This is a genomic window from Amycolatopsis cihanbeyliensis, assembly GCF_006715045.1.
GTDB lineage: Bacteria > Actinomycetota > Actinomycetes > Mycobacteriales > Pseudonocardiaceae > Amycolatopsis > Amycolatopsis cihanbeyliensis.
On record NZ_VFML01000001.1, the window covers coordinates 3,136,161 to 3,148,815 of the forward strand.

Annotated in this window: 10 protein-coding genes; 3 read left to right on the top strand and 7 right to left on the bottom strand. The window is 71.7% G+C overall.

Features of this window, described 5'->3' with window-relative positions; translation table 11 throughout:
* The first annotated feature begins 105 nt into the window (after positions 1-105).
* Both FB471_RS13945 and FB471_RS13950 read left to right on the top strand, forming a co-directional pair.
* A complete protein-coding gene (locus FB471_RS13945; RefSeq protein WP_141998509.1) occupies positions 106-294 on the top strand; it encodes a DUF1918 domain-containing protein in 189 nt (62 codons plus the stop codon).
* 498 nt (positions 295-792) lie between these two features.
* The gene (locus FB471_RS13950) at positions 793-1,971 is read left to right on the top strand and encodes an MFS transporter (protein WP_141998511.1); all 1,179 of its coding nucleotides are present in this window, start codon (positions 793-795) and stop codon (positions 1,969-1,971) included.
* Between the two features lie 120 nt (positions 1,972-2,091).
* Here the strand turns inward: FB471_RS13950 and FB471_RS13955 are convergent, their stop codons facing one another.
* Positions 2,092-2,391 (bottom strand): DUF3017 domain-containing protein, encoded by a 300-nt coding sequence (locus FB471_RS13955; protein WP_170220806.1) that lies wholly within the window; start codon positions 2,389-2,391, stop codon positions 2,092-2,094.
* A gap of 10 nt (positions 2,392-2,401) precedes the next feature.
* Positions 2,402-3,256, bottom strand: coding sequence for a bifunctional methylenetetrahydrofolate dehydrogenase/methenyltetrahydrofolate cyclohydrolase (locus tag FB471_RS13960; protein ID WP_141998513.1), 855 nt, complete (start codon positions 3,254-3,256; stop codon positions 2,402-2,404).
* A gap of 302 nt (positions 3,257-3,558) precedes the next feature.
* Between FB471_RS13960 and FB471_RS13965 the strand changes: the two genes are divergently transcribed.
* Positions 3,559-5,817: a TNT domain-containing protein gene (locus tag FB471_RS13965; protein ID WP_141998515.1), complete on the top strand. Its 2,259-nt coding sequence runs from the start codon at positions 3,559-3,561 to the stop codon at positions 5,815-5,817.
* Positions 5,818-5,868: 51 nt separating this feature from the next.
* On the opposite strand, the gene FB471_RS13970 is transcribed toward FB471_RS13965, so the two are convergent.
* The 5 genes from FB471_RS13970 to FB471_RS13985 form a co-directional block, all read right to left on the bottom strand.
* Positions 5,869-6,462, bottom strand: a complete 594-nt coding sequence (locus tag FB471_RS13970; protein ID WP_141998517.1) for a pentapeptide repeat-containing protein — start codon at positions 6,460-6,462, stop codon at positions 5,869-5,871.
* Positions 6,463-6,481: 19 nt separating this feature from the next.
* Positions 6,482-9,826 carry an error-prone DNA polymerase gene (locus FB471_RS13975; protein ID WP_141998519.1) on the bottom strand — a complete coding sequence of 1,115 codons (3,345 nt, stop codon included), beginning with the start codon at positions 9,824-9,826 and terminating at the stop codon, positions 6,482-6,484.
* A gap of 21 nt (positions 9,827-9,847) precedes the next feature.
* Entirely contained in the window at positions 9,848-10,021 is a 174-nt protein-coding gene (locus tag FB471_RS34110; RefSeq protein ID WP_170220807.1) for a hypothetical protein, read from the bottom strand.
* A complete protein-coding gene (locus tag FB471_RS13980) occupies positions 10,021-11,631 on the bottom strand; it encodes a DNA polymerase Y family protein (protein WP_142001911.1) in 1,611 nt (536 codons plus the stop codon). Before FB471_RS13980 ends, FB471_RS34110 begins: the two co-directional genes overlap by 1 nt.
* Positions 11,632-11,701: 70 nt before the next feature.
* Positions 11,702-12,424 carry a hypothetical protein gene (locus FB471_RS13985; protein WP_142001913.1) on the bottom strand — a complete coding sequence of 241 codons (723 nt, stop codon included), beginning with the start codon at positions 12,422-12,424 and terminating at the stop codon, positions 11,702-11,704.
* Positions 12,425-12,655: the final 231 nt, after the last annotated feature.

The window sequence follows — 12,655 nt, forward strand, 5'->3', positions numbered from 1 at the left end:
CGCTGTGACCGAACCGCCTTGACCGTCACACCTCGACGGCATCGCGGCCCCGCTCCTACCCTTGGCCTTACGGAATTCCGCAGCGTGTTCTGGAGGTGACGTGTCATGCGCGCGACAGTCGGGGACGAGATCCTGGTACACGGCCGCACGGTCGGCTCGGGTGAACGGCGCGGCGAGATCGTCGAGGTGCGCGGCGAGGACGGTAAACCGCCCTACCTGGTCAAGTTCACCGACGGCCACCAGGGGCTGGTGTTTCCGGGGTCGGACTCGCAGGTGACCTCACCTCAGCACTGACCCCCACCGTCGTTCCAGCCGAGCATTACCGGCAGGAACCCGACGGCGATGAGGGCCGCCGCCCGGTAGGTGGCGGAGGCCTTCATCGAAGCATCAGCCAGCGGCGCCACCAGCGGCAGGGCGGCGAGTACGACCGCATCGCTCGCTCAACTCACCAGCAGCGGCCGCCGCGATCCCAGCAGTCACTCGCCCGCTCGGTCGTACCGCCTGCTCGCGCGGACCGGCGCGGAGATCTCCTGCGGCCGGATTCGATGTGTCGGTGAGCACGTGCACCCACACGGACCTCGACGCACCCTCCCCGACCTGCTCGCCGGCAGCCTGGCCGGCTGTGGTGGGGAGGCTCACGCGGTAACGGGATGACAACGGAGCCCGGTTCCGTTGAACTGTACTGGGCAGACCGACAGCGGGGTCCACGTCGGCTGCCTTGTTTTGCGCCCGACGACTGTATCGATACAGCTCGTCCTTTCCGTCCGCTTCGAGATCTTCGGGAGGAGAGCCGTGCCCGTCGCGCTGCTCGCGCTCGCCGTCGGTGCCTTCGGTATCGGCACCACCGAGTTCGTCATGATGGGCGTGCTGCCGCAGGCGGCCGCGGACTTCGGGGTGTCCATCCCGACTGCCGGCTACCTGATCTCCGGCTACGCGCTCGGCGTGGTGATCGGCGCTCCGCTGCTCACGGCCGTGGCCGTCCGGCTGCCGCGCAAGACCATGTTGCTGGCCATGATGGCGCTGTTCACCGTGGGTAACACGCTGTTCGCGATGGCGCCGAATCACGAGCTCGGTGTGGTGTTCCGGTTCATCGCCGGACTGCCGCACGGGGCCTTCTTCGGCGCGGGCGCGGTGGTCGCCTCGAGCCTGGTGGAGCGGGGCAACCGGGCCAAGGCCGTCTCGATGATGTTCATGGGGCTGACCCTGGCGAACGTGGTCGGGGTTCCGCTGGGCACCCTGCTCGGCCAGAGCGTCGGCTGGCGCGCCACCTTCGCGGTGGTGGCGCTGATCGGGGTGGGCGCCATGGCCAGCATCGCCAGGCTGGTGCCGCACCAGGGGCCGCCACCCGAGCCCACGCTGCGTGGCGAGCTCGGCGCCTTCCGCAAGCCACAGGTGTGGCTGGCACTGGCGATCGTGATGTTCGGGCTCGGCGGCGTTTTCGCCTGCCTGAGCTACGTGACCCCGATGCTCACCGAGGTCGCCGGGTACCAGCCGGCCACCGTCACGCTGCTGCTGTCCCTGGCGGGTCTCGGTATGACGCTGGGCAACTTCCTCGGCGGCCGGCTGGCCGACCGGGCGCTGATGCCCAGCCTGTACGGGGCGCTGCTGGCCCTGGCCACCGTGCTCGCGGTCTTCACCGTCACGGCCGAGGGCAAGCTCGGCTCCGCGATCACGATCTTCCTGGTCGGCGTGGCCGGGTTCATGATCGGTCCGATGATGCAGGCCCGGATCATGGAGAAGGCGGGCGGCACCCCCTCGCTGGTGTCCGCGGCCGTGCAGTCGGCGTTCAACATCGCGAACTCCATCGGGGCCTACCTCGGCGGCCTGGTGATCGCCGGCGGCCTCGGGCTGGTCGCCCCGAACTGGGTCGGCGCCCTGCTCGCCGTGCTCGGCCTGAGCATCGCCATCGTCTCCGGCACCCTCGACCGCCGCGAGCCCACCCCCACCCTGGCCCCCGCAGGGAACGGTTAGCCCGCTAAACGCACTTCGCCGGCCCCCGGAAAGTGCGTTTAGCGGGCTAACCGTAGTTCCGGGCGGGCAGGGGGAGGCCAGGGAAAGAGGTGGGGGTGAGTCAGGGAAAGAGGTGGTGGGTCAGCCGAAGGGGCCGCCGGAGATGGTGAGGGCGACGAACAGGATGAGCGCGCCCAACCCGGCGTAGCTGAGCATGTCGACGCCCCGGCTGCGAATCGCCAGCAGGCCGGCCTGCTCGTCGGAGAGCACGACCCGCAGCACCGCCGCCACCAGCAACGCACCGCCGATCAGCGCGGCGCCCTGGCGCCAGTGGTACAGCCAGATCCGGCTGGCCGCGACCGCCACCAGCGCCATCACCAGGCCGAACGGCAGGTGAACGAGGAGGGGATGCCGGTCGCGCCGGTACGAGGCCATCGTCATGCCGTCTCGGTCAGACCCCGGCCGCCCGCTCGGCGGCCTCGACCACGTTGCCGATCAGCATGGCCCTGGTCATCGGGCCGACCCCGCCGGGGTTCGGCGCGACCCAGCCCGCGACCTCCGCCACCCCGGGCGCGACGTCCCCGGCCAGCTTGCCGTCCACCCGGGAAACCCCGACGTCCAGCACGGCGGCGCCCGGCTTGACCATGTCCGGCGTGATCAGCCCCGGCACGCCCGCGGCCGCCACCACGATGTCCGCACGGGCGACCTCGGCGGCCAGGTCGCGGGTGCCGGTGTGGCACAGCGTGACCGTCGCGTTCTCGCTACGCCGGGTGAGCAGCAGGCCGAGCGTCCTGCCCACGGTGATGCCCCTGCCGACCACGGTGACCCGGGCGCCGGCCAGCGGAACCTGGTAGCGCCGCAGCAGCTCCACGATGCCGCGCGGGGTACACGGCAACGAGGCGGGCTCGCCGAGCACCAGCCTGCCGAGGCTCACCGGGGCCAGCCCGTCGGCGTCCTTGGCCGGGTCGATGCGGTCCAGGATCGCGCCGGACTCCAGGTGTCCCGGCAGCGGCAGCTGGACAATGTAGCCGTGGCACGCCGGATCGGCGTTCAGCTCCTGGACCACCGACTCCAGCTTCTGCTGGGTGATGTCGGCGGGCAGGTCCCTGCGGATCGAGTTCACTCCGACCTTGGCGCTGTCGGCGTGCTTCGCCTTGACGTACCAGTGCGAGCCGGGGTCGTCGCCCACCAGCACGGTCGCCAGCCCGGGGGTCACCCCGCGGTCGGCGAGCGCGGCCACCCGCGGTTCCAGCTCCGCGAAGATGGCGTCCTTGGTGGCCTTGCCGTCGAGAACAGTCGCCGTCACATGCGCGATTGTTCCAAACCCCCGGGCGGCCCCACCGCCCGCCCGGGGCGGTCCTGGGCCGGTAAGGGGTACTTCCCCGATTCGTGCAGGTTTGTCCGCCCGAGAACCCACGAAGTGGTACCCGCAGTAGTCATCACTACCGTTCGCCGGACGGCTATCCGTGTTTATGCTGGTCCGGTTCGGTGATCGCTGCCGCTCCGCAACCGCCCTCCGGCGAAGCCGGCCCGGTTGATCCCCGCCGGATTCGCCGCGATCCTCACATGTGCCGTGCATAAGCGTCGTCGACAAGTCAAGATGTTCGAGTGGCACAAGCGACCCAGCTGAACGCGACCGAGCAGGACACCCTGGTCAAGCAGATTGGCCTGGCACTGCTCCGCGCCGCTCCGCGCGACTGGCAACGCGTCACCGCGGAGTACCGCGCAGTCGGGAGGTATCACGAACTGGCGGGGGAGATCATCGTCGCCGACGGCTCCGCGGTGGAGTGGGTGGCCACTCACGACATCGCGACGCTGTTCGGCAGGTTACGCGCCGGGATGTACCGGGAGGGGCGCGGCACCTGGTTCAACGCCCGGTACCAGCTCGACCACCCCTCCAGCTACAACCTCGAGTACGACCGTGAGGAACCCAAGTGGGACCTCATGCCGCCGCCCCAGGCCTACGCCGACGAGCTGCGGATGTTCCCGCGGACCGAGGAGAACGTGCCGGAGTGGCTGATGCGCCGGATGTCCGGGCTCGGGCCGGAACGGCCGGGCCCGCGGTTCCGGATCGCCCGGATCTTCGACGGCGCCGGCCCTTCCGGCCGCCCGGTGATCAACCGGGCGGAGCTGGACGTCGACGAGCAGGACCGGTTGCTGGGCTACCTGGACAGCGCCCCGGTGGTCGTGCCCAGCCGGGGCTACGACATCGACCGGTTGGCCAGCGCCCCGGAGGGCACGGTCCCGGTCGCCTTCCACAGCGACGGCGTGTGGATCTGGCCCGCCGCGGTCAACTACTACCTGCGCCAGTACGGGGTCTCCCCCGAGCCGGACCTGGTGCAGCACATCCACGATGCCGGGTTCGTCATCCCGGACGTGCCCGAGCAGGTGCGACAGGCGGCCGCCGCGCACATCAACCGGGGTGCGGCGCCGCCCCGGCCCCCCGCGCCACCCGGCCCACCGCCGGCGCCGCCGCAGCAGGAGAGCCACCACCCGGCCGAGCCGCGGCCGGCCGCCGAGGAACCGCCCCCGGACGACACGCCCACCGAGCCGCCCTACCGGGACGGCTTCGACGGCACGCCCTACGACGAGGCGCGGTTCGACGAGGCCGATTTCCGGGAGCAGGCCGGGTCGGATGCCGACCTCAACCCACCGACCACGCTGAACCAGCCGGTGCAGCCGCCGGTCGAGGAGGATCGGGCGCACGGCGGCGACCCGGCCACGATGTTCAGCCCCGCCGTCGACGCCGGCCCGCCGACCACCGCCGTGCCCCCCGTCCCGGCCGAGGAACCCGGGCCGCGGGCCACGCCCGCCGCCGAGCCGCAGCAGCCGCAGCCGCAGCCGCAGCCGCAGAACGGTGCGCCGGCACCGGCGGCGCGGGAACTCGAGCTCGACGACGGCGGCCCGCCGACCCAGGCCGGGCCCGCGCCGCTGCCGGCGGTGTCCGAGCACGCCGAACCGGTCCTGGAGGACCTGCAGGAGAAACTGCACGAACTGGGCGTCGACCCTGGCAACTACCGGATCGGCGAGCCCACCGAGCGTGGCTGGGCCGTGGAGGAGACCTCCTCCGGCTGGCGGGTCGGCTGGTACGACGGCGAGCTGACGAACCCGGCGGTGTTCGGGGACGCCGAGGACGCGGCCGCGTTCATGCTGGGCAAGCTGCTGCTCGCTCCGGACGGAAGCGTGCCGGAACAGCCGACCCCCCAGCAGCCCCAGCAGACCCAGCCACCGCAGGCGCACCAGGCACAGCCACAGCCGAACCAGGAACGGCGGCCGACGCCCCCCGCGCAGCAGGCGCCACCACCGCAGCAGCAGCCGATGCTGGCGACGCTGTCCCCGGAGGTCGCCACCGGCGTGCGGTCCGGCCACTCCCGCGAGCCCGCGGCCGAGAGCCCACCGCAGCGCCCACCGGCACCGACCCCGCCGCCGGCACCCGCCACCCAGGTCACGCCGCCGGTGAAGCCGAGGGAACCGGCCAGGCCTGCCAGCCAGGGCAACCAGGGCGGCAGCCAGCAGTGGCCGATCCAGCCGCTGGACGGCGAACCGCCGCTGACCCTGTTCCGCGGCAAGGAGATGCGCGAGCTACCGGCGGGCAGCGAGCTGGACCGCTTCGGCGGCCCGAGCGGGAACCTCACCTACGCCGCGGGCACCCCGTTCGAGGAACGCTCGCTGGTGCCGGAATGGGTCAGCAGGCCGTACCACGTGTACCGGGTGCAGCGTCCGCTGGAGGCGCTGGCCGGGGTGGCCATCCCGTGGTTCAACCAGCCCGGCGGCGGGGCGGCGTACCTGCTGCCCGCCTCCATCGAGGAGCTGCTCGCCGAGGGTGACCTCATCGAGCTCGAGCCCGGGGAGCCTCCGGTCGAGTAACCGTTCCAGCCGCTGAGGCCGGAGACGGCGCCGCGCGCCCCTGGACCGGGCTCAGTGCACGACGAGCCCGTTGGCCGCGGCGTAGGCGACGGCCGTGTCCAGGTCCACATGCGCACCGGCCAGCCTGGCCTGGCGGAGCGCGTCGGCGTCCAGCCTGCTGCCCCGCAGGTCCGCTCCCTCCAGGTTGGTGCCGAGCAGGCGGGCACCGGTCAGGTCGGACTCGCGCAGGTCCGAGCGGGAGAGGTCGGCCTCGGTCAGGTTCGCCTCCCGGAAGCGCAGGCCGGCGAGCTCGCACCGGGGAAGCGAGACGCCGCCGAGCGCGACGAGCGAGAGATCTGTTTCCCGCAGGGTGATCGGCCGCATTCGGCAGGATGTGAAGGACGATCCGAGGAGGGAGCACCCGGACCACTCGGTCCGCATCAGTACGGTGCGGTCGAAGGTGCACGAGCGAAACGCCGAGGTGGTATGCCGGGACTCGCCGAGGTCCGCCCCGGTGAAGTCGCATTCGTCGAAGGTGCAACCGCGGGTCACCAGGCCGCGCAGGTCGGCCTCGGTGAAGTCGCAGCGCAGGAACTGCCTGCTCGTCCACTGCTGCCCCGGCAACACCGCGTCGCGGTAGTCCTCGCCGGTCTCCGGTTCGCTCACCCCGCGAGCCTGTCACAGGTCACCGGAAGTCCCTTGACTTGCTCGGAATCCGCATCGGCAGGTGCTGCAGGCGGTCGGCGAGCACACTCACCACCCCGTCGGCGCGCTCGACGACACCGCGGACCAGCAGCGCCGCGCTGGAGCGGGCGATCCGGTGATACCGCCGCCACAGCCCGAGCGAGCACACGACATTGATCATCCCGGTCTCGTCCTCGATGTTGAGGAAGGTGATCCCGCTCGCGGTGGCGGGGCGCTGGCGGTGGGTCACCGCACCACCGATGAGTACCCGGGTGCCGTGTTCGACCTCGGGCAACCGGTCCGCTGGCACCACCCCGAGCGCGTCCAACCGGGACCGGATGAACTGGGTCGGAAAGCTGCCGGGGGACAGACCGGTCGCCCATACGTCCGCGGCGGCGAGGTCGGACTCGTCCATTCCGGGCAGGGTGGGCGCGGCCATGCCCACGCTGCCGCCCGGCAGCTTCTCCGGGCGCTCCTCGGCGACCGCTCCCGCGGCCCAGAGCGCCTTGCGCCGGTCCTCGGTGAAGCAGCCGAAGGCGCCCGCCGTGGCCATGGCCTCCACCTGCGGCGTGGTCAGCCGGACCCGCCGGGCCACATCGGCCATATCGGCGAACTCCCCGCCCCGGTCCCGCTCGGCGACCAACCGCTCGGCCACCGCGGTACCGATGGCACGGATCGTGCCGAGGCCGATCCGCACGGCGAGGCCGGACTCCCCGGGTTCCAGGGTGGTGTGCGGCAGGCCTGCGTTCACATCCGGCCCGAGCACGGTGACCCCGTGCCGCCGGGCATCGGCGACGAGAGACTGCGGGGAGTAGAAACCCATCGGCTGCGCACGCAGCAGGGCGGCACAGAACGCCTCGGGGTGGTAGCGCTTGAAATAGGCGCTGGCGAACACCAGGTAGGCGAAACTCAACGCGTGGCTCTCCGGGAACCCGAAGTTGGAGAAGGCTTGCAGCTTACGAAAGATGTGTTCGGCCATCGACTGCTCGACGCCCTTTGCCTTCGCCCCTTCGTAGAAGCGCTGCCGTAACCGCTCCATTTTCTTGCCCGACCGCTTGGCGCCCATCGCGTGCCGGAGTTCGTCCGCCTCCGCGGCACTGAAATCAGCCACGTCCACGGCGATCTGCATCATCTGTTCCTGGAACAGCGGCACTCCCAGCGTTTTGTCCAGCGCGTTCGCCAGCAACGGATGGTCGTGCTCCCACTTCTCCTTTTTCGTGTACCGCCGGATGTAGGGGTGCACGGAACCGCCCTGGATCGGGCCGGGCCGGATCAGCGCGACCTCGATGGCCAGGTCGTAGAACTTCTCCGGCGCCAGCCGGGGCAGGGTGGCCAGCTGCGCGCGGCTCTCCACCTGGAACACACCGATGGCATCGGCCCGCTGGAGCATCTCGTAGACCCGCTTGTCCTCGAGGTCCAACCCGGCCAGGTTGATCCGCACACCCTCGTACTCGCGCACCAGGTCGATCATGTAGTGCAGCGCGGAGAGCATGCCCAGCCCGAGCAGGTCGAACTTGACCAGGCCGATGGACGCGCAGTCGTCCTTCTCCCACTGCAACACGCTGCGGTCGGCCATCCGTGCCCATTCGATCGGGCACACCTCGCTCACCGGCTGGTGGCAGATCACCATCCCGCCGGAATGGATACCGAGGTGCCGGGGAAAGTCCTCCAGCGCACCGGACAGCTCGAGCACCGGTTCCGGGATGTCGTGATCATGGTCGTGCCGGGTGGACCGCAGGGGACCCCAGCGGTCGATCTGCTTGCTCCACGCGTCCTGCTGACCGGGAGAGTAACCGAGCGCCCGCGCGGCGTCCCTGACCGCGGAACGGGCGCGGTAGGTGATCACGTTGGCCACCTGGGCCGCGCGTAGCCGGCCGTACTTGCGGTACACGTACTGGATCGCGTCTTCCCTGCGATCGGACTCGATGTCCAGATCGATGTCCGGGTAACCGTCCCGCTCCGGGGCCAGGAACCGTTCGAAGAGCAGATTCCACTTCACCGAGTCGACCTTGGTGATGCCCAGCGCGAAACAGACCGCGGAGTTGGCGGCCGAGCCACGGCCCTGGCAGAGGATGTCGTTCTGCTCGCAGAACCGCACGATGTCCCAGACGATCAGGAAGTAGCCGGGGAAGCCCAGCCGCTCGATGATCGCCAGCTCGTGCGCGATCTGCCGGTACGCCTCGGGCCTGTCCTCCGCGTGGCCGTAGTGCCGGGCCGCCCCGAGATAGACCTGCTTGCGCAGGTAACTCGCCTCGGTGTGCCCCTGCTCGACGTCGAACGGCGGCAGTTCCGGGGCGACCAGCTTCAGGTCGAAGGCGCACTCGATGCCCAGCAGCGCCGCGCGTTGTACCGCCCCGGGGTAGCGGGCGAACCTGGCCGCCATCTCCGCGCCCGAGCGCAGGTGCGCCGCGCCGGCCGCGGGCAGCCAGCCCGCCATCTCGTCCAGGCCGCGGCGTGCCCTGATCGCCGCCATCGCCCCGGCCAGCCTGCCGCGCTCCGGGGTCGCGTAATGCACGGCGTTGGTGGCCACTGTGGCCAGCCCGATCCGGGCGGCCAACTCCGCCAGCGCGTCGTTGCGCTCGCCGTCCTCGGGCAACCCGTGGTCGGTCAACTCGACGAACACGTTGTCGCGGCCGAACAGGTCGGTCAGCTGCCGCAGCCGGGCCTCCGCTGCCGAAAGACCCCGCTCGGCCAGCGCCCGCCGGACCCCACCCTTGCGGCAGCCGGTGAGCACCGCGCAACGGTCGTACACCTCGGCGGCGACGGATTCCAGGTCATACACCGGGCGCCCCTTCTCCGCCCGGCGCTCGCCAGGGGCCACCTCCCGGTGCCCGGCGAGCTGGCCTGCCGTGGTGGCCCGGCAGAGCCCCGCGTATCCCGTGGCATCCTTGGCCAGCAGGAGCAGGTGCTCCCCTTCCGGGTCGGCGACCCCGTTCTGCGGCCCGGAAAGCCCGAGACTCAGCTCGGTGCCGAACACCGTCCGCACCCCGAGATCACGGGCGGCCTCGGCGAACCGCACCACCCCGTACATACCGTCGTGGTCGGTGATCGCGACGGCGTCCAGCTCGAGCCGGGACGCCTCCTCGACCAGTTCCTCCGGGTGGCTGGCCCCGTCGAGGAAGCTGAAGTTGGAATGGCAGTGCAGCTCGGCGTAGGGAACCCTGGCCCCGCTGCCGCCGTCATCCGCGCCCCGCAACGAGCGCAGATCGGCGGGAGGCAGGTAATCCTCGCGCCGTCGAGTCCAGGCGGGACTGTCGCCGCCATCTCCCGATCCCTCGGCCGGCGGCCTGCCGGACAGGGTTCGTTCGAGCTCCCACCACGGGATCGGCGGGTTGTTCCAGCCCATGCGGATACCACCGCGGCCCGGTCAGCCGGACCGGTTCTCCGGGGACGCCCTCGGGGCCGGGATATCCACCACCACGGCCAGTTCCCGGTTCGCGGCCGCGGTGAAGGTGCCGCGCGGGTCGCCCTCCGGCCGCCACGGGGACTGCTTCCCGCGCCGCGGTTGCTCGCCGAAGCCGGAGAAGTACTCAGCGTTCATCAGTCGTACATCCCTTCTACTATCCATAATGGACGATTTTGGGTCGGATCATTTCCCTGCCACACCAGCAACAGTGCTACTTCGGACTGGTCCGCCTCCTCCAGCAGGACCTGGACACGCGCCAGGGCGCCCCTGCCGTGCGGGTCCCACCACTGCGCGGCCACCGGCCACGGCCCCGCCCAGTCGCGGACCCGCCGCGCGGGACCGGTGCCGAGCGCCACCCGGTGGGGGGTCGCGGTGATCCGGTGCCGTTCGGTGATGTCCACCTCCGTGCCGAGGGAGTCGGTGACCACCGCGCGAACCGGCCGCGCGAACACGGTCGCCGGGGACGGCGGTGGTAACCGGCCCGGCCACGGCGCCTGCCGGTCACCCGCGACCGCCCGGTCGTCTCCCCACGGGATGAGGCGGACCCGCTCGGCGGGGTCACGGCCACCGTCGAGAACGGCGGTAACCACACCCTCCGGCCCGAGCAGCCCCTGCACCCGCAGCAGCGCCCGGCCCGCTCGCTCGGTCGCCGGCGCCTGCTCCCCGCCCAGCCCGCCAAGGGCGGATCCGGCGGAACTCCCTTGCCACAAGCCGAACTGCAGCGACCGCCCCGTCACGGTCTCCTCCGGCTCCAGCCGCAGCTGGGACACCCCCGCCGTCGGCCGGTCCCCTTCCCCCGCGCGTAGCCAGCCCTCGAACTGCCAGCGAATCCGGTCGGCGATCCCTTGCGGGGTAAGGGGTTCGGCGCACCGCCACACCCTGGTCAGTTGCTCGCCCCGCTCGGTCGTAGCGTGGATACCCAGCCGGGTGCAGGCGAGGCCGTGCGCGGCGAGCCCGGTGTGGAACCGCTCCGCCAGTGTCTTCGCCGTGAACGCCGCGGCGTCGATCCGGTCCAGCACGGGATCGAAGGACTCCGTCACCGCCAGCTCCGGCGGTGGCCGCCGGCGATGCGGCGGCCGTTCGGACCGGCCCCGCGCCAGCCGGTGCGCGAGCACTCCCGCCGTACCGAACCGGGTGGCCACGTCCCGCTCGGTGAGTCCGGCGAACGCGCCCAGGGTGCGCAGGCCGAGCCTGCGCAACAGGTCGACGAGCTCGCCCCGGTCGGAACCCGGCTGATCGAGTTCGGTGATGCCCAGCGGGGCGAGGAACCGCGCCGCCGTCCCGGCTTCGACCAGCAGGCAGCGGTGCGCGGCCAGCACGGCGGCGAACAGCCCGTCGGCGATGCCGACCTGGCATTCCATCCCCGCATGCACGGAGACGTGGTCCAGCAGGAGTTCGACGAGTTCGTTCTCCCCACCGAAGTAGGTCGCGGCACCCCGCACCGGTACCGCGACCAGGCCGGGCCGCACCACCTCCACGCCGACGGTCAGCTCCTCCACCGTCGCGGCGACCGGCTCGAACATACGCGCGTCCCGCCCGGCGTCCTCGCCGAACACCACGAGCTCGGGGCAGCGCGACTGGGCATCCCTGCGCCGCATGCCACGCCGGACCCCGCTCGCCCGCGCTACCGCGGAGCAGGCGACCACCCGGTTGGCCGCGAACACCGCGGCGGGCAGGTGCGCCGGCACCCCGGCCGCCAGCGCGGCGGCCGTCACCGGCCAGTCGGGGCACCACAACACGAGCATCCGCACCGGCACCCGGTCGCCGTCCACGGCCACTCGCGATCCGTCCGGTATGGACGGTGCACGCGTCATGTCACCCCACCTCCTCGAGATCCCCGCGCCCCTCGGAGGCGGTCGCCGCCACCGGCACCACTCCGGTGGCGGCGACCGATCCGCCGGGTCCCGGCAGCTCCAGCTCCGCGCGAACCGGCCTAGCCGCGGCACCTCTGCCCGCGGCCCGCACCATCACACGCCGTTCACGCAGGTAACCGTGACCCCCGCGAAGGCCGGACCATCGCCCCGCCACGCACCGCAGTTCCATGTCCGCACCCAGCCATGGACCGAGGGAGAGCAGTACGGAGCCGTAATGTCGCGCCCTCGCCGAAAGTCGTCGCGCTGTCCGGGACCCGGCCAGCTCGTCGGGTGGACCCACCGCCACGAGGTCCACACCGTCGAGCAGGGCGGCGGTCGCCGCGGCGAAATCCGCACCCGGCCGCGGAACGAGAGCGAGCCTGCCGACCTCGACCCCGAGTTCCCCAGCGGCTACTACGCCGAGGTTCGGCATGCCCACCACCGCCGCCCATGACCCGCCGGCCGTGGCTTCGGCCAGCAGGGCCAACAGCAACGATGTCGATCCCCGCACCGACACCGTGCTGCCCCTGCGGAGCCCACCCTGAGGCAGCAGCTCCGCCAACTCCCCGAGCACCGGCAGTACCTGTCCCGTGGTCCGCGCGTGCTCGACATCGACGGCCACCCCGCTGGCCGTGCGCACCCCTGGTAACGAGGCCAGCCTGGCGACCGCCGGGGCACCGGGCATCCCCACCCCGGCGCCCCGGACACTGGTCGCCGACTCGCCCAGCACCAGCACCACCTCCCACACGACGACAGGGCCCCACCGGCGGGTACCGGGTGAGTCGTGGCCCACTCGGCACCGTTGGTGCGTTCTTGTCCACCGCGGGGAAGGCAGTGGTTCGATCGAACGCGTGTTCGATCGAGGCCTAGTCAACACCGAACGACGGCGGATGTCAAGCCAACATCGCCCCGGCAC